The organism is Paraburkholderia sp. (assembly GCF_024281035.1).
Lineage (GTDB): Bacteria > Pseudomonadota > Gammaproteobacteria > Burkholderiales > Burkholderiaceae > Paraburkholderia.
This window is the reverse complement of record NZ_JAMXLH010000048.1, coordinates 109,337-125,842: the sequence shown is the minus strand read 5'-3', so window position 1 is coordinate 125,842 and position 16,506 is coordinate 109,337. Positions and strand designations below refer to the sequence as shown.

At 63.0% G+C, this 16,506-nt stretch carries 15 protein-coding genes; all 15 read right to left on the bottom strand.

The genetic code is table 11. The features are described from left to right. Positions 1-147: 147 nt before the first annotated feature. Positions 148-609, bottom strand: coding sequence for a MarR family transcriptional regulator (locus tag Q0L30_RS15275; protein WP_296657851.1), 462 nt, complete (start codon positions 607-609; stop codon positions 148-150). 14 nt (positions 610-623) lie between these two features. Further along, on the bottom strand, positions 624-1,604 hold the full coding sequence (locus Q0L30_RS15270) for a type II secretion system F family protein (RefSeq protein ID WP_296657848.1): 981 nt from the start codon (positions 1,602-1,604) through the stop codon (positions 624-626). Positions 1,605-1,631: 27 nt separating this feature from the next. Next, positions 1,632-2,609 (bottom strand): type II secretion system F family protein, encoded by a 978-nt coding sequence (locus tag Q0L30_RS15265; RefSeq protein WP_296657845.1) that lies wholly within the window; start codon positions 2,607-2,609, stop codon positions 1,632-1,634. Between the two features lie 75 nt (positions 2,610-2,684). Beyond that, positions 2,685-4,040 carry a CpaF family protein gene (locus Q0L30_RS15260; RefSeq protein WP_296658042.1) on the bottom strand — a complete coding sequence of 452 codons (1,356 nt, stop codon included), beginning with the start codon at positions 4,038-4,040 and terminating at the stop codon, positions 2,685-2,687. 29 nt (positions 4,041-4,069) lie between these two features. Next, positions 4,070-5,248 carry an AAA family ATPase gene (locus Q0L30_RS15255; RefSeq protein ID WP_296657842.1) on the bottom strand — a complete coding sequence of 393 codons (1,179 nt, stop codon included), beginning with the start codon at positions 5,246-5,248 and terminating at the stop codon, positions 4,070-4,072. A gap of 27 nt (positions 5,249-5,275) precedes the next feature. Then, positions 5,276-5,740, bottom strand: coding sequence for a TadE/TadG family type IV pilus assembly protein (locus tag Q0L30_RS15250; RefSeq protein ID WP_296657840.1), 465 nt, complete (start codon positions 5,738-5,740; stop codon positions 5,276-5,278). Then, positions 5,737-6,225 (bottom strand): TadE/TadG family type IV pilus assembly protein, encoded by a 489-nt coding sequence (locus Q0L30_RS15245; protein ID WP_296657837.1) that lies wholly within the window; start codon positions 6,223-6,225, stop codon positions 5,737-5,739. Before Q0L30_RS15245 ends, Q0L30_RS15250 begins: the two co-directional genes overlap by 4 nt. A gap of 10 nt (positions 6,226-6,235) precedes the next feature. After that, positions 6,236-7,510 (bottom strand): TadE/TadG family type IV pilus assembly protein, encoded by a 1,275-nt coding sequence (locus Q0L30_RS15240; protein ID WP_296657834.1) that lies wholly within the window; start codon positions 7,508-7,510, stop codon positions 6,236-6,238. Positions 7,511-7,534: 24 nt separating this feature from the next. After that, positions 7,535-7,837, bottom strand: coding sequence for a hypothetical protein (locus tag Q0L30_RS15235; RefSeq protein ID WP_296657832.1), 303 nt, complete (start codon positions 7,835-7,837; stop codon positions 7,535-7,537). A 21-nt stretch (positions 7,838-7,858) separates the two neighbouring features. Continuing rightward, positions 7,859-9,820 (bottom strand): type II and III secretion system protein family protein, encoded by a 1,962-nt coding sequence (locus Q0L30_RS15230; RefSeq protein WP_296657829.1) that lies wholly within the window; start codon positions 9,818-9,820, stop codon positions 7,859-7,861. Positions 9,821-9,917: 97 nt separating this feature from the next. Further along, a complete protein-coding gene (gene cpaB, locus Q0L30_RS15225) occupies positions 9,918-10,754 on the bottom strand; it encodes a Flp pilus assembly protein CpaB (protein WP_296657826.1) in 837 nt (278 codons plus the stop codon). A 62-nt stretch (positions 10,755-10,816) separates the two neighbouring features. Next, positions 10,817-12,238 (bottom strand): ATP-binding protein, encoded by a 1,422-nt coding sequence (locus Q0L30_RS15220; protein ID WP_296657823.1) that lies wholly within the window; start codon positions 12,236-12,238, stop codon positions 10,817-10,819. A 127-nt stretch (positions 12,239-12,365) separates the two neighbouring features. Continuing rightward, a complete protein-coding gene (locus Q0L30_RS15215) occupies positions 12,366-12,914 on the bottom strand; it encodes a prepilin peptidase (RefSeq protein ID WP_296657821.1) in 549 nt (182 codons plus the stop codon). A 218-nt stretch (positions 12,915-13,132) separates the two neighbouring features. Beyond that, positions 13,133-13,324, bottom strand: a complete 192-nt coding sequence (locus tag Q0L30_RS15210; protein WP_296657818.1) for a Flp family type IVb pilin — start codon at positions 13,322-13,324, stop codon at positions 13,133-13,135. A gap of 1,639 nt (positions 13,325-14,963) precedes the next feature. Continuing rightward, positions 14,964-16,358, bottom strand: a complete 1,395-nt coding sequence (locus Q0L30_RS15205; protein WP_296657815.1) for a phosphomannomutase/phosphoglucomutase — start codon at positions 16,356-16,358, stop codon at positions 14,964-14,966. Between the last annotated feature and the right edge of the window lie 148 nt (positions 16,359-16,506).

Sequence of the window (16,506 nt, the reverse complement as noted above, 5' to 3'; positions counted from 1 at the left end):
CGGGCCGGGATGACGCAGGCATGCGGGGAAGCGCGACGTGCCGGCGGGAATCGAAGCGATCGGCAACCTCGCCGCCCCCGAGTACCCGGCAAAATTCGCGCTGCTCGTGAAGTGGCTACTCGCGTTCGCGGTGAATGTCGATGGCCATTAGTCCATCTGGTTCACTTCCAGGTATTCGTCCACAATCTGCACGAGTCCGGAAAGGTACTTCTTGATGCTCTCCCGTTCCGTGCTGTCCAGTTTGCTGTCGAATTCGGCCAGACTGCGATTCACCTGCTCGTAACAGACATTGATCAGCGGCCGACGCCCCGAGACGAAACGCAACAGAACGCGCCTGCGGTCGGTAGGATCGGGTTCCCGTTTAATCAATCCTGCCTTTTCCAGGCGCTTGAGCGACGTCGTAATGCTGCTCGGCGATAACCGCATGAGCTTCGATAAGCGGCCCGGCGTGACGGGCTGAACCTCGTCGTAACAGGCGACTTCCAGGCACTTGAGATCAGTGACGCTCAGCCCGAGTCGTTCCGCCACGAACTGGTTGAAGGCCGCCAGTTTGACGCCCAGCATGAACCGCAACCTGACGACTTCCGCGTTTTTTCCTGCATCTGTCATGGCCGCTCCTGCCTTTACATGGGGGGCGTCGCGCCGCCCGTCTGCCCGGCGAACGTCGGAAGCAGCACGCGAAGCACCTGGATGAAGGCGGGTCCCAGCAGGACCAGCATCAGCGTGGGAAAGATGCAGAAGATCAGCGGGAACAGCAGTTTCACGGCGATCTTTGCAGCCGCCTCCTCCGCGCGCAGCCTGCGCTTGAGGCGCAGGTTCTCCGAATGCACGCGCAACGAGTCGCCGATACTGGTACCGAACCGTTCGGCCTGAATCAGCATGGCCACCAGCACATCGAGATCTTCCACGCCCGTGCGCAACGCGAGGTTCTTGAGTGCGGTTTCCTTGCTCTGTCCCGCCCGGAGTTCAAGCAGTAGAAGCTGCAGTTCGTTGCTCAGGGTCCGGCTCTTGATGTGCATTTCGTCGGCCACTTTCATCAGGGCCGCATCCAGCCCGAGCCCCGCTTCCACGCACACCGTGAGCAGATCCAGTGCATCGGGAAAGTCTTCGAAGATGGTCTGCTGGCGGCGCTGTACCCGGCGTGACAGCACGACGTTCGGCAGGTAATACCCGATGGCCGCGAGCACGACGAGTAGCGCGAGGAGGCCATGATGGTTGCCCGCCTCGATGTAGGGCGCCGCCGCCAGCAGGCTGACCAGCGGCAGCCCGGCCGCGAGCACCGTCTTCGCGGCGAAATAGAGCACCGGCGCCGACTCGCTGCGCCACCCGGCGTGCATGAAGCGAGTGCGTAACGCGGAGTGCTCCCAGCCTTCCTTGGGAATCGACAGGCGCGCAATCGGCTCCGACACCTCCGCAATCTTCTTCGCCCATTGCACGTCGAGGTCGTTCGTGTCCGACAGCGGAACAGCGTCATCCGTCAACGTCTTGAGGCGGCGATTCAGTGAATTGGGCATGAATAGCGCCATCACACCGATGCTGAACAAGGCAACGATGATGAACACGATGACCAGCAATACGATCTGCTCTGTTTTCATGGTCGACATGGGACATGCCCATCTCCGTTCAGATATTCAAACGTGAATCCGGATGACCTTGCGCATCCACACGAAACCGAACAGCATCAGGACCACCGCGCCGCCGACCATCTTGAACCCCGCGGGATCGGTCCACAACACGCTCATGAAGTCCGGGTTGACGACCGAGATGACCGTCGCCACGCCAAAAGGCAGGAGACCGAGTATCCAGGCCGACAACCTGCCCTCGGCCGAGAGCGCCTTCACCTTGCCCAGCAGCGCGAGCCGGCTGCGGATGAGCTGGCTGATGTTGCCGAGAATCTCGGCCAGGTTGCCGCCGCTTTCGCGCTGGATCAGAACGGCGATCACGAAGTAGCGCAAGTCGCTGATCGGAACGCGGGTCGCGAGCGCGCCAAGCGCCTGGTTGAGCGGGACGCCGAAATTGATCTCGTCGAACGCTGCGCGAAACTCGCTGCCTATCGGCTCCGGCATTTCGTCGCCGACGATCCCGAGCGCCGTCGCAAACGAGTGGCCTGCGCGCAGCGAGCGGCTCATCATGTCGGCTGCCTCCGGCAACTGTTCCTCGAGCCGCTTGAGCCGCTTGCCCACGGCACGGTTGACCCTGAACGGTGCATACAGCGCCCCGATGAGCATCAGCACGATGAGCGCGGCCACCGGAATGTAGACCAGCCTGCCAAGCAGCGCGACCACGACAGGTGGGCATACCGTCAGCATCACGAACTTCCCGACCGACCAGCCCAGTCCCGACTGGACCAGCCAGCGGTCGAGCGCATGAATGCGCGGCACCTTCAGCAGCAGCCGGGTCATCAGCGGCGACGAGCTTAGCTCGCGCTGCTTGAGAATCGATCCGGTTCGATCGTCGCCGTGGCCGCCCGCAGACATCATCCGGATGCGGTTTTCCAGGCGCTTCGCCTCGCTGCTGTGCCCGCTTTTCCACCAGAGGTAGCCGCCTTCGATCAGCAGGATGATCGAGACGAAGACCAGAATGACGAATCCATAGAATAGAGTGTTCATTTCCAGATACCTCGCAGGCACATGGCCGTTGCCGCCGCCCGTTGCTGGTTTCGCGCTGCGTTCGTCATGCGGGGCTCATACCGGGTAATGCTTCGACGGGTCGTACAGCGTATCGGGCACGGCGACGCCAAACGCCTGGAGACGCTCGGAGAAATTCGGCCGCACGCCCGTGGCGCAAAAATGCCCGCATACTTTGCCGTCCCGATCGACGCCGGCGCGCCTGAACGCGAAAATCTCCTGCAGGTTGACGATGTCGCCTTCCATGCCGGTGACTTCCTGAATGCTCGTGACTTTTCTGCGTCCGTCGGTCAGGCGTGCGACCTGGATAATCGCGCCGATCGCCGAAGTGATCTGATGGCGGGCCGACTTCGGCGGCAGGTTCAGCCCGGCCATGCCGATCATGTTTTCGAGCCGCGTCAGCGCATCGCGCGGCGTATTCGCGTGCACAGTGGCAAGCGATCCCTCGTGGCCCGTGTTCATTGCCTGGAGCATGTCGAGCGCCTCGGCCCCGCGCACCTCGCCAAGGATGATGCGGTCCGGCCGCATCCGCAGCGCGTTGCGCACCAGTGCGCGCTGCGTGATCTCGCCCCGTCCTTCGATATTGGGCGGGCGCGTTTCGAGGCGCAGCACGTGCTTCTGGCGCAACTGAAGCTCGGCGGCATCCTCGATCGTGACGATCCGCTCGTCCGCCGGGATGAAGCCCGACAGCACGTTGAGCAGCGTCGTCTTGCCGCTGCCCGTTCCACCCGAGATCAGCACGTTCATCTTCGCGGCCGACATCGCTTCGAGCACCTGAAGCATCGGCGGCGTCATGCTCTGATTCTCGATCAGGTCTTTCGGCGAGAGCGGATTGACCGCAAAACGGCGAATCGACAGCAATGGCCCGTCGATCGCCGACGGTGGAATGATCGCGTTCATCCGCGAGCCATCAGGAAGGCGCGCATCCACCATCGGATTCGATTCGTCGATCCGGCGGCCGACGCGCGACACGATCTTTTCGATCACCTTCATCAGATGCGCGTCGTCGTAGAACGTGACGTCGGTCAGCTCGAGCTTGCCGCGCCGCTCGACGTACACATGCTTGTGCGTGTTGACGAGAATGTCGGACACGGTCGGATCGGCGAGCAACGGTTCGAGCGGACCAAAGCCGAGCATCTCGTCGCGCACGTCGCGCACGAGTTGCCTGCGCTCCAGCTCGTTGATCGGCACGTTGTCTTCTTCGATGATCCGCTCGACCAGTTGCGCCAGTTCATGCTGGATCTGCTCGGTCGACAGACGCTGCAGCTTCTCCAGCTCGACGCGATCGATGATCGCCTGATGGACGTTCCGCTTCAGTTCCTGATACGCCCGTTGCGCCATTTTCGAGCGATGCGCGCCCTGATCGTGCACCGATGCGTCGGGCTGGTCGATAAACTGCTCACGAAGTGTCATTACGTCGGCCATTCTGGTTCTCCTCGATTTCATGCCCTGCTCAGCGCCGGACGGGCGAAGAATTTCTGCAGGATGCGCGTTCGCTCGATCACAGGCGGCGGCGAGAGACTGCGCATCAGCGCGTTCAATCCTTTCGCAACGCCGCTCGATTTCGCGAGACGCAGGATCGGCACGCCCTGGTTGATCGAGGCGGATACCGAAACATCGTCTTCAGGGATCACGCTCGATACGCGCAGGCCGATTGCCTTCTCCAGTTCCGGCAATCCCACCGGCCCTCTCTTTTCATAGCGGTTCACCAGCACGCGAACCCGGTCGCCGCGATAGCCGAGCGAACGGAAGATTTCCATCAGCCGGCGGCCCGCCCGCAGATACGGCAGGCTCAGTTGCAGCACGGCAAAGATGCATTCGCTCTGGTCCAGCGCGGCGATCGACACATGGCTGACGCTCTGCCCGATATCGAAGATGATGAGATCGTAGAGCGGGCGTGCCAGATTCAGGATACGTTGCAGATGCTCCGGCTTGATGTCTCTCGCCCGCGCCGGGTCGAGCGCGCCGGCGAGCACGTCGAAGCTCTCGCTGACGTGCGTCAGGCAGGCTTCGAGAAACGCCGGATCGAGACGCTCGATTTGCGCGCTGACGTCGGCGAGCGTGGCGGGCGGCGTGGCTTCGCAGACGAGGAACGCCGCTTCTCCGAACTGCTGGTTCAGGTCGATCAGCAGCGCACGCTTGCCCGCTGCCGATGCCGCAAACGCCAGATTGGCCGCGAGGAACGACGTGCCGCTGCCGCCTTTGCAGGAAACGAACGAGATCACCCGCCCGTCGCGCCGCGTGCCGCGCGTCTTCGCGGCGAGGCGCTCGACGGCGCGCCCCAGATCATGAGGGTCCGCGGGCCACGGCTGCACGTCCTTCACGCCTGCGCGCATCGCGCGCACCAGCAGGTCCGCGGACGGCGACGGCGCGAGCAGGATGCAGCTCAAATCGGCATGCTTCGCCGCGATCGTAGCGAGCGCATCGAAATCCGCCTGTATCAGTTGCGAACTCTCGAAAATCAGCAGGTCGATGCCATCGAGCGCTTCATCGCTCGCGCAGAGATCCGCAAGGCGTGCCGATGAAGTCCTGACGCGATGGTGAGACTCACCGGTCTCGACGATCCGTGCAATGGCATTCGCATGCGCCGGATCGGATGAAATTGTGAGAATGTCGATCATTTCATTCTTCCCGTGATGAACGATGGTCTACGTACAGCTCGGATTGGTGCCACCCACGCTGTTCAGGCTTTCGCGCGGCAAGGTCGTCGAGAACGGCGGCAAGGTCGGATTGAACGGCACGAACGGCACCACTGTTTTGACGGTGACGTTGGTGACCGACACCGTCACTGCCGTGCACGACGAGGCGTCGCATCCCGACGGTGTGTACGCCACCACGACATTGGCCGGGGTCAGAATCGGCAGCATCCGCTGCATGTCCCGGACAACCGGGTTGGTCGTGGCCTGGCTACTGTCGATATCGCAGACTACGGCCACGCGCGCGCCCAGCCTCGTCGCCTCCGCAGCCGAGTTGAAGTAGAAGAGCACGCGGCCCATTTCCATCACGCCGATCAGCAGCGTGAAGAAAATCGACGCGACCAGCGCGAACTCGAGCGCCGCCACGCCTCTTTGACGTCGTGCGGGCGGCCGGCGATGGATTCGAAGTCGGTTCATAGCACCTGCCTCATCACACAGCTGATATCGCCGAAGATCAGACCGCCGAGATTGAAGAACCCGGTGATCTGCGCGTACCGATATCCCGTCACCTTCACCTGCACGAGATTGATCGTCTCCGCAGCGGGGTTGGTCTGCACGTTCTTGAACTGTCCGTTGCAGCCGGCCGTATTCACCTGGTCGCACACCACCACCTGATCGACAGTCAGACCCCGGACGAGCGGCGGCCCTGAACAATCCGGCGTGCCGTATGCGACCAGACACTTCGCCTGCGCGATCGGATAGTCGGTGGTATCGGTCGGGTCGTAGGCCGACAGCAGACGCGCCCCGTCGCGCACCGACTTGACGATGGTGTTGTACTCATAGAACGCGTGGCCGAACTCTGCAATGCCAAGCAGCAGCGTGATAAGCGGCACGGCCAGCAAGGCGAACTCGACGGCGACCGCGCCCTTCATCTTCCGGGTCGACCTTCTTTGCCTGCGCATGACGAACCTCCTATTGAACCAGCACGGGCACCATCGGCCCGATGCCCGCCGTCGTGGTTCCCGGAATGCCTTGCGTGGCGCAGACCGTCGTCGGGTCACTCGCGTCGCCGCGATACTCCAGGTAGACGGTGCCGTTGAGCCCGCTCTTGCTCCCGCCTTTTTCCATCGGGTGAAGCATCAGGATGCATGCCCACGACAGGATCGGCGCCTGGTGCGCGGGACTTTGCAATACCGAGCAGTCGACCACCGGCACGAGCGCCAGCCGCCGGTCGGCGCCAGTCGAATAGTAGGTGCTCGCCTGGGTCGTGCCCTGGACATCCAGGAGATTGTCCGGAGTCGAGGGGCCGCCCTGATAGGGCGTGTGCTTCGGCCGCTGGTTGTCACGGAAATCCGGGAAGACATTTCCGGTCGGAATCGAACCGTTGAGCTGAGTCACGGGCGAATAGGCGAAGCCGGTGAAATCGGATATTCCGGTGGGATCCGGCGGCGGATTGTATTGGCCATGGTAGATACCGAAACGGGTGTTCCACGCGTCCGCCATGCTCTGGATGTTGCCGGTCTGGCCGACATTGGTCCCTTTCGTTGGCAGCGTGCACTGGCCCGCCCCCGTGAGAAGCGTCCTCATGTCGGGCACATTCTGACCGGGGTACGCAACCCACATGAAGCTGCCGTTCAGCTGGTTGGTGTTCGAATCAACCTTGCTGGACACCCACTGCCCAACGCTATACGGGCTGCCCGCGGGCGGTGCGCAAATGGCGACAGGCAGCGCGCAGGTCGTCTGCGACTCCGTGGTCGACGCGACCGCCGTCGCGGCGACGGCCGACGTGCCGAGCGTGGCGTCGACCACCCGCATGAACCAGTTGGGGATACGCGTGCGGCTCACCGTGCAGCGCACATAACCGATGGCCGGCACATCCGCCGTCGTGAACTGGTCCTTGGTGAGGTAGGGCCCCGCGAACTGCCTGCTGAACGTGACGTTGCTATCGGTTGCCAGCGCCACGTTCTCGCCCTGCAGCAGCACGCGGTTGCTCGACCCCACCGTCATTGCGGCCGCCTCGGGCGTCGCAAGCGACACGGCCCTGGTCAGATCGCGCGCGGCCGCCAGCGCACAGGCGTCGGCGGCATTGGACAACTCGCTCTTCGCGACATACAGCTTGCCCAGATCGAGCGCGAGGCCCGTGAAGGCAATCAGCAACGCAAGCGTGAGTGCGACGATGATCGCCACGACGCCGCGCGCGCCCCGGCGGGCAGCACCGTACGAACCCGAATGATTGACGCGACGCATGACGATCTCCTGTGCCTGGTCCGGTTACTGGCCGCCGCCCGAACTTCCGCCTACGCCGATGACGAATGCATTCGCGGGCGGCGTAGGCGAGCGGAAGGACTTGTCGTAGCTGTCCATGGCCGTGACGGCGGACGTGCCATCCATACTCGGCGTGGCAGGCGTGTGCCCGGCGTCCGGATCGATGATCTGCGCCTGGGTGACGGCCTTGAGTGCCTGGCCGACGTGCGCATCCCAGATCGGCGTGCTGGTCATGCATCCGGTCAGCGAGGCGCATGCGCCCAAAACCAGAGCGGCACGGCGCGGGAGATTGACGAGTTCGAGTTTCATGAGATTCCCCTGTGCATCACATCAATGGTCCAGCGCGTGGCCCGATGCGCTTGCAGTCGCCACTTCCTGCAGGCCTGTGCCTGCTGCGATCCTGCTCGCGGCGGCTTCGATACGCGCAATGCGGGCGGCGTCGTTATCGGCCGTTTGTGCCGATGGCGGCGCGGACGGCGACGTCTGCGGCGACGGCCCGGTCGTCCCCTGCGAACCAGCTTGCGCGGGCACCTCTGAAATGACATGTACGTCGGGCGGCGGTACTGCCATCACCGAGGGCGCGGCCGGCGCCTGCGGTGCTGGTGCCTGAGATGCGGGTGCCTGAGGTGCCGGAGCAGGCATCGGTGCGGGCGACTGCGCCGGCTGCGCGTTCGTCGGCGTGCCGACGGGTGCCACGCTCTTGCTGCCGTGACGGCCTTCCATGTTGCCCGTCGCATACACGTCGGCATCGTTCGTTGGCGAGAAGCTGTCCGTCGGCAACGGATAATTCGCGGTCTGCATCGGCTTCACGAGGTGCGGCGTGATGATGAATACGAGCTCCGTCATGTCCCGCTGGAACGATGTGCTACGCAGCAATGCGCCAAGAACGGGCAGTTCGCCAAGACCGGGAACGGCCTTCAGCGCACCCGTAATGTTGTTGCTCAACAGGCCGCCGATCGCAAACGACTCGCCATCGTTCATCTGCACGACCGTCGATGCGCGGCGCGTGTTGATGAGCGGCAGGATGGAAACCGAACTCGTGCCGGAGGACGCGACCGTCACGCCCGTGGGCGACAGTTCGGACACTTCGGGCGCCACCTTCAGGTTGATCCGCCCATTGGCCAGCACGGTCGGTGTGAACCTCAGCCCGACGCCGAACTCTTCCTCCTGCAGCGTGATGCTCGACACGCCGTTGCCGCTGCTCTGCGGAATCGGAATGAAGATCTTGCCGCCCGAAAGGAACGTCGCTTCCTGGCCGCTGATCGTTACGAGGTTCGGTTCGGCGAGAATCTTGATCAGGTTGTCGGTCTTCTGCGCATCGACGGCGAGATCGAACGGGCGGTTGTTGGCCTTGCTGACGGCAAACGCGCTCGACACGCCCTGGAGCAGACTGCTCACCAGCGCCCCGGTCCATGAGCCGAAGCCGCCCTGAATATTCACGGCCGCGCCCAGCTGGTTGATCAGCGTCTTCGATACCTCCGCCACCTTGACTTCGAGCATCACCTGCTGCGGCGCATCGACGACCATCATGTTGATCACCGCGGCCGATTTGCTGGTGCTCGTACTCTGCTGGCTCGTGCTCGTCGTCCCGTTACCCGAATTCGACGACGCCGCCTGCTGTTGTTGCGTAGGTTGCGAGTCCGCGAAAGCCTGGGCGATCTGCATCACCTGTTGCGCAGCGGGCGCGCTCGACACGCGCCCGGCCAGCACCAGCTCGCCGGCTGCCGTCGATACGCGGATGCCGCGCTCTTCCGGCATCACCTGCCGCAGCGCCTGCTGCAGCCCTTCGGCATCGACATTGACGTTCACATCGATCATCGTGCAGGCACCGCTCTTGCCCTGCACGATCATGTTAGTGGTGCCGACCGTCATCCCGACGACGTAGAGCGTTTGAGGGGACACCAGCGCCGCCTGGGCCACGACCGGGTTGCCGAGCGTGCGATTGCGCGCGGGTTCGGGAAGCGGCACAAGAACCGATTTGCCGACCGGCACGGCAATGTTGGTTTCGGCGCGCATCTCCCCGATGCAGTTCGGGCCGCGCAGCGGAATGGGCCCGCTCATCGCCGCCGCGCCGGGCATCATCGCGACTTTCATCGGCGCTGCACCGCGCAAGGCCGGCGACGGCAGATTCGGGCTGCGCTTCGCCGCCAGGATCGGGTTTTCGATCGCCTCCTGCGCCTCGCTGGTCTGAGCGGCCACGAGGCCAAAGCAAAGCGCCGCAACGAGCGCCGTACTGCCCAGTGAGCGGTGGCGCGTCCGGCGGCCGCTCGAGAACCCCTGATTCATCTTCATTTTTGATTCCCCCGTTACCCGATGTCTTTCGAACGCACCGTGCAGTCGTCCCGGCGCCCGATGCCGGACGCCCCGCTCACGGGCTGACCGCCTGCGCCTAGAAACACTCCACGCCGCCCAACACACCCGATAGAACACCTACGCAATCATGCGGCGCAGCCCGACGTGCCACATAGCGCGTGCGTACCACAGGACGCGCGGCGGGCGCCGAGGCAGCCACCGGAGCCTGCGTACCAAGCAGCGTGAATTTCGTCGCGCCGGGCGTAGAAAGCTCAGCGGTGTCGACCTGATTGCGAAGCACGAGCGACAGCGTGCCGACACTGCGCGCCAAATCGAGCTTCTCTGCCTGTTCGGGCGTGACTTCGAGCGTGACGGCATTGACGACCTTCGGCTTGGTCTCGTCGCGCCCGACCTCCTGGGCGACGGCCAGCACCAGGATCTTCTCGAGCACGATCTTCGAGATGTTTTCGTCCTTCGAACCCTTGGCGCCTTTGTCCTGCTGCGTGCTGACGATGATGTCGACGTAGTTGCCGGGCAGCGCGAAGCCCGCCACGCCGATCACGTCATTCACCCGCACGGTGATCGCCCGATCGCCCTGCGCGATCACGGCCGAGAGGCCGCCTTGCGTGCCGACGGGCGTAAGCTTGCCTTCGAGAATCGGCTCGCCGCGCAGCACGCTGTTTTTCATGACCCGCCCGTCGAGTTTCTGGACGTCGTTGAACGTGCCGGCCGGCACGCTGCCCGACGGCCAGTCGACCATCTTGATGAATTCCGGGCTCAGCCGCTGTCCAAGATTGATGTCGATGTCCGCGACGGCGACCTTGGCCGTCATGCCGGATGACCGGTCGAACAGCCAGCGCGATGCCATCGCGACAGCACCCAGCCCGGCTATCGCGGCAACCAGCAACATCACTATGGCGCGTACGTTCTTCATGATGCGTCTCCTGATTCCTGACCTGTTTCCTGACTAGGGTTTCCGGCCGCTTAACCGGTCCATTAACCGGCCGCTGATTTTTTTGCGGCCCGCTCCGAGGAGCCCTGCTGTTGCGGCGGCGGCGCCTCGTACTCGCCGACGACCGCGAAATAGCTGTTCCACGCGCGCAGAAGGTTCGGCGCACTGGCGATGGGCGGCTCGTCCAGATACCTGGCGTTGGCCAGGACGATGCGCAGAATGTCGCCCGGATAGCAGGCGAGCAGCGGACGCCCGGACGTCATGTGCAGGTGATGAACGAGGTATTCGAAGGCATCGGTGTCGGACGGGACACGCAGCTCTTCGCTGCGGCGCTCATAGACGGCCCTGTACTCGGCGACGTCGAGCGCGCCGACATACAGCTTGCAGCCGAGACGCCGGAAGAACGCCTCATCGCCCAGATCCGCCGGCGAGAAGTTGCTTGAGAATGCAACCCAGACATCGAACGGCAGCGAGAAGCGCAAGCCCGTATGCAAGGTGAGCATGTCGCGGCCGCGATCGAACGGCACGATCCAGCGGTTGAGCAGTTCAGCCGGCTCGACACGCTGACGTCCCAGGTCGTCGACCACGTAAAGACCGCCATTGGCCTTCACGTGCGGCGGGGCCTGATAGAATCCGCTCGCTTCGTCATAGTGCAGCTCGAGCATTTCGAGCGTGAGCTCGCCGCCCGACAGCACCGTGGGCCGCCGGCAGAGTTGCCAGCGCGCGTCGGTGGGCGCGCCCTGCGCACCATCCTGCGAAGCGACGCTAAAGGGTTCGTGGATCAGCGGGTCGAAAATCTGGATCACTTCGTTTTCGACGGCAATCGCATAGGGCACCGCGACGCGCCCCGGCAGCAGGTGGCCCAGTCGTTCGGCCAGCGAAGTTTTTCCGCTTCCCGGCGGACCGAAGAAGATCACCGGCTTGCCGCTATTGACCGCGCCGCCAATGTCGTCGAGCAGCGACGCCCTGACCGTCAGCCCGGCAAAGGCCGCGCGCACCTGCGTGCGTGTCACGTGCATCTGCCGCACGGATTGCCGCGCCAGGACGGCCTCATAACTCGCGAGCGATACCGGCGCCGGGCCGACGTAGCGGCACCGGCTCATGAAGTCGGCCGCGCGCTGACGCCCGCCTTCCGTCAATTGAAGTTCGACATCGAGGTCGCTGGCGCCGCGCCGGACGATTTCGAGAATCCGCTCCCGCACGCCGAACGACACGACACTGTCGAGCACGCTGGCGCCGAGCTTTAGCCGCTGCACGAGCTGGGAAAGGGTCACTTTGCCCATCACGAATGCGGACTTGGCAACGAGTTCGAGAAGGAAGTTCTGGTCGAGGCCGGTTTCCTCGATGGTGCGCGGCGCGCGGGCCAGCTTGCCCGCCCCGTCCCCGTCGCTACGTGCGCGGCTTGCATCATGAAGGCGCGTCACGTCGGCCGATGCCTGCGGCACCGTGTGCTGTTGGTCTTTCACGTTGTACCCCCGAATGTCCCCGCGCATCGCGCGAAGTGTTTTTTTGCTGCCTTTATTGCCCTTCGACGTGGCCTCTGTTTTTACGTGAATCTTTTGCATGAATTTTTTGCATGACTGCCCCGGCCCATCAAACGATGCTGTGTCCGGCGCGCAGGATCATGATGCTCAACGTGCCCAGTGCAATGGCGACGCCATAAGGCAGCGACCCGACGGAAGGCCGTACGGCGCCGTTGTCTTTCCCGGACAGCCTGCTGCACTGGCCGCCATTGGAGAGCAGGATTGCCAGCATGTTGGCGCCTGCGGACCTGGCGTTACCCCTGAAGACAACCACCGCCAGCGACCAGACTCCGCCAATGACGCAGGTCGCCAGCGCGATTTCGAATGCCGTCACGGGTCCGACGAAAGCGCCCACGGCCGCGATCAGCTTCACGTCTCCCGCACCCATGCCGCGCAACAGGTAGAGCGGCAAGAACAGGCCGCCGCCCGTGAGCAGGCCCAATATCCAGCGTTGGCTACCCTCACCCACGCCATGCAGTCCCCACTGCACGGCGAACGCCACCGCCAGACCCGTGAGCACCAGAACGTTCGGAATGCGCCGCGTATGCAGGTCCGTGCCTGCGGCCGCGGCGAGCAGCCCCAGCAGGCATGCTCCGACAGGAAAAGCGAAAGCGTCCATGGCGTTCCCCCGTTGTGCTCATTAGTTCGACCCTCGATACATTGCGGGTCGCCTTGTCATCCAGGTCTTCTTTCTTTTTAAGGCACCGCGATGCCGCTGCTGTACCAACTGCCGATCCCTTCCCCGGGACTTTCAGATTTCAGGCATCACTTCGCAGTGCCGACCGCGAAGCTGCGGAAAGTAAAAATCCGGCAGCTCCGCTTCGGCTGTTGTCTCGCTTAGAGCCCGGTCATGGAGGTTGCCAACTGATCCCTGATGTAGGCGAACACCTTCTGGAGATTGGTGCCGAGGGTGGTGACAGTGGCGATGATCGCCACTGCGATCAACGCAGCCAGCAGGCCGTATTCGATCGCCGTCACGCCATCTTCTTCACGGCCAAAGGCGCGGACCAGGTCGAGAGTCTTTTGCATTTTTAAGCTCCTTGAAAATGAAGTTTTGAACTCAAGTACTCAAACATGCCCGCTGCGGGACCGAGCATCGGTTAAAGGGCCTCACACTGCACAGCCCGGATTAGCCTGGCCAAGAGGATCGGCACTGAGACGTATCGCCCCTGTGTGATGCGCCGCGTACCTTCCCTTCCCCTAAGCCACCACTGCGGGAACGTCGATAACCGCCGAGGCCGTAATCGCTGCTCCCTGCCCTTCAGCACCGCTTTCCATGACCGACGGATCAGAGGCTGAAGTCTTTCGGCATCGAGGATTGATTCCCCCGTCAGCAATCCTGCGAGGCCGGAAGCCGTGACGCGTCGCCTGATCGCTGCGCAGGCTGCACGTCACCGTTGCGCCTGCTACTTAGCGACAAGCGTGCCAACACGCCCGGGATGCTTGGTGGGATTGAATTGTTTGGCGAAGTAAAGGATCCCGGCAATCCGGTCACACACAGAATGTTTCACTGCTGAACACGGGCCCATGACGTCGCCAGAAAAGCCATGGAAGCGCTTCGGAACGGCTTGACGACAGGAAGAGCCCGGCGCGCGTCACGGAAGACGTTAGTTCGGGCGGCTAAAGCATTGAAACCAAACAGGGACGCTCCAGTCGTCAGGTATTTTGGCGACGCGAATAGTTGGGTAGGCAAGCGCACGTATGCAGACGAAATCCCTGCAACGCACAAGAGAATCAGGGTCACTGTGTGAAGAAACACACAGACCGCATGCGACACGTGCGGACCTTGCCAGCCTGCCGCTGCAGATTCTGTTTTGTTTCACCTTTGATACAGCTTCGCGGTCCGGGACGGTGAATCGGACGCGCGATGCGGTCTTGTGCGGCACGACAACAGGAGCCGTCGTCGAGCTTTCAAAAGTAATTTTCCTTCAGGCCACCAAAGCGTTCGGACGAGCCGAATCGCCCTGTCGACGGGCGTTCCGGACGCACGAACGTTTGCTGTCGCGAACGTCTTGTAGCGGTGCAAGAGAGCGTTGCTGTGAAGGGGAATTCGTCGGCCTACCAGGAGAAACACGCATAACGTCGCTTACGAGCGTCTGAAAAAGCCGGTCGAAATAGCGCCGTCACATTTTGTTACGCAAATGATTCATCGGTTACATGCTTGGGCTTGCGCGGCGGTCGAACCGTTTGGCGTGCAGGATTGCGGGTGACGTGCGCTCTGTGCGCTCGCACGCACAGAGCCACATTCATGGAGCAGTGTTACGTACGTGATCCACAAGGATGCGCGCGCACACATGGAATACGAAGAGAATGCCCGCCCGAAGATAGACAAGGTACAAGCCGCGGGATGACAGCAACGCAGCTGGCCGTACGACCAGCAGGAATGTGGGTGGGCAAAAGAAGTTCGGCGCCCGCTGGAGACGCCCGAACCATAGTTGCATGGCGAAGCATCCGATACTCACCATCCAATGCGGCGCGCCTGGTGCCGGTTTTGCTTCGCGATCGATTGTTTCGCAAAACAAAAGGAACCGGAAAGCCATCCGTCAGCCAGAAAGCATGCGGAATTGTTCGTGAGTTGACGTACGGACATCAAGGCGACGGTATGCGCCACGCGATGCGGTGCGCGGCCCAATGTGCGCCGGACCGCACCGGACCGCGCAACGCATGATCAAAACGGCAACGTCGCGTCCGGCTTCTCGGCGAGAATCACGCGCTTGAAATCGGCCTGGATACGCGCGAGCGCCGCATCGTTGTCGGCCTCGAAGCGCATCACGACCACCGGCGTCGTGTTCGACGAACGCGCGAGTCCGAAGCCGTCCGGATACTCCACGCGCAAACCGTCGATCGTGATGACCTCGTCCGCGCCCGTGAACTGCGCGTTCTTTTGCAGCTTCGCGATCAGCGCGAAGTTCTCGCCCTCTTCGAGCTTGAGTTGCAGTTCAGGCGTGGCGTGCGAGTTCGGCAGGCCGTTGAGCAGCTTGCTCGGATCCGTGACGCGCGAGAGCAGTTCGAGCAGACGCGCGCCGGTATAGAGCCCGTCGTCGAAGCCGTACCAGCGGTCCTTGAAGAACACGTGGCCGCTCATCTCGCCCGCGAGCGGCGCGCCGGTCTCGCGCAGCTTCGCCTTCACGAGCGAATGGCCCGTCTTCCACATGAGCGGCACGCCGCCCTTGGCCTTCACCCACTTCGCGAGATTACGCGTGCACTTCACGTCGTAAATGATCTCTTCGCCGGGATGGCGCGACAGCACGTCCTCGGCGAACAGCATCAGTTGACGGTCCGGATAGATGATCTGGCCGTCCTTCGTGACGACGCCCAGGCGGTCGCCGTCGCCGTCGAACGCGAAGCCGACCTCGGCGTCGGTTTCCTTGAGCGCGCGGATCACGTCCTGCAGGTTTTCGGGGTGCGCCGGATCCGGGTGGTGGTTCGGGAACGTGCCGTCCACGTCGGTGAAGAGTTCGACCAGCTCGCAGCCCATCGTCTTGAAGAGGCGCGGCGCGAGATTGCCGGCCACGCCGTTGCCGGTGTCGACGACGATCTTTATCGGACGCGCAAGCTTCACATCGCCCACGATGCGCTCGACGTACTCGTCGGCGATGTCGTATTGCGTGTAGCTGCCCGCGCCGGTGTCGAAGCGGCCTGCAACGATGCGCTCGTAGAGTGCGGTGATCTGCGCGCCGTAAATCGCCTTGCCGCGCAACACCATCTTGAAGCCGTTGTAATCGGGCGGATTATGGCTGCCGGTCACGACGATGCACGAATCCACGCTGCGCTCGCCGCCCGCCAGCTTCAGCGGCACGCTGGCCGCGAAGTAGCCGACCGGCGTCGGCACCATGCCCACGTCCACGACGTCGACGCCCGCTTCGCGCAGGCCGTCGCCCAGCGCGCGGCTCAGTTCCGGCCCGGAGAGCCGGCCGTCACGCGCGATCACGACTGCATCGCCGCCCTGCGCACGCACTTCGCTGCCGAATGCCCGGCCAATGGCGTGCGCTGTTTCGGCGTCGAGCGTCTTGCCGATCACGCCGCGAATGTCATAGGCCTTGAAAATCGATTGAGAAACCATGATGAGACTCACCGTCCTTGAATGACCGTGCCTATAGGTAACACAGTTCGGCTGCATACTTGCGCAGCCCGTTACGAAAAGTCGAATCCGTTACAAACTATAATGGCCGTCTTTCGCCTGTGCTACCTGACAATTAGGCACCCATTTT

What these genes read in the sequence shown, in the direction of transcription:
- Q0L30_RS15275 (WP_296657851.1), bottom strand. Translation starts at nt 609, where the DNA reads ATGACAGATGCAGGAAAAAACGCGGAAGTCGTCAGGTTGCGGTTCATG.
- Q0L30_RS15260 (WP_296658042.1), bottom strand. Translation starts at nt 4,040, where the DNA reads ATGACACTTCGTGAGCAGTTTATCGACCAGCCCGACGCATCGGTGCAC.
- Q0L30_RS15245 (WP_296657837.1), bottom strand. Translation starts at nt 6,225, where the DNA reads ATGCGCAGGCAAAGAAGGTCGACCCGGAAGATGAAGGGCGCGGTCGCC.
- Q0L30_RS15255 (WP_296657842.1), bottom strand. Translation starts at nt 5,248, where the DNA reads ATGATCGACATTCTCACAATTTCATCCGATCCGGCGCATGCGAATGCC.
- Q0L30_RS15250 (WP_296657840.1), bottom strand. Translation starts at nt 5,740, where the DNA reads ATGAACCGACTTCGAATCCATCGCCGGCCGCCCGCACGACGTCAAAGA.
- Q0L30_RS15210 (WP_296657818.1), bottom strand. Translation starts at nt 13,324, where the DNA reads ATGCAAAAGACTCTCGACCTGGTCCGCGCCTTTGGCCGTGAAGAAGAT.
- Q0L30_RS15270 (WP_296657848.1), bottom strand. Translation starts at nt 1,604, where the DNA reads ATGTCGACCATGAAAACAGAGCAGATCGTATTGCTGGTCATCGTGTTC.
- Q0L30_RS15205 (WP_296657815.1), bottom strand. Translation starts at nt 16,358, where the DNA reads ATGGTTTCTCAATCGATTTTCAAGGCCTATGACATTCGCGGCGTGATC.
- cpaB (WP_296657826.1), bottom strand. Translation starts at nt 10,754, where the DNA reads ATGAAGAACGTACGCGCCATAGTGATGTTGCTGGTTGCCGCGATAGCC.
- Q0L30_RS15235 (WP_296657832.1), bottom strand. Translation starts at nt 7,837, where the DNA reads ATGAAACTCGAACTCGTCAATCTCCCGCGCCGTGCCGCTCTGGTTTTG.
- Q0L30_RS15215 (WP_296657821.1), bottom strand. Translation starts at nt 12,914, where the DNA reads ATGGACGCTTTCGCTTTTCCTGTCGGAGCATGCCTGCTGGGGCTGCTC.
- Q0L30_RS15240 (WP_296657834.1), bottom strand. Translation starts at nt 7,510, where the DNA reads ATGCGTCGCGTCAATCATTCGGGTTCGTACGGTGCTGCCCGCCGGGGC.
- Q0L30_RS15230 (WP_296657829.1), bottom strand. Translation starts at nt 9,820, where the DNA reads ATGAAGATGAATCAGGGGTTCTCGAGCGGCCGCCGGACGCGCCACCGC.
- Q0L30_RS15265 (WP_296657845.1), bottom strand. Translation starts at nt 2,609, where the DNA reads ATGAACACTCTATTCTATGGATTCGTCATTCTGGTCTTCGTCTCGATC.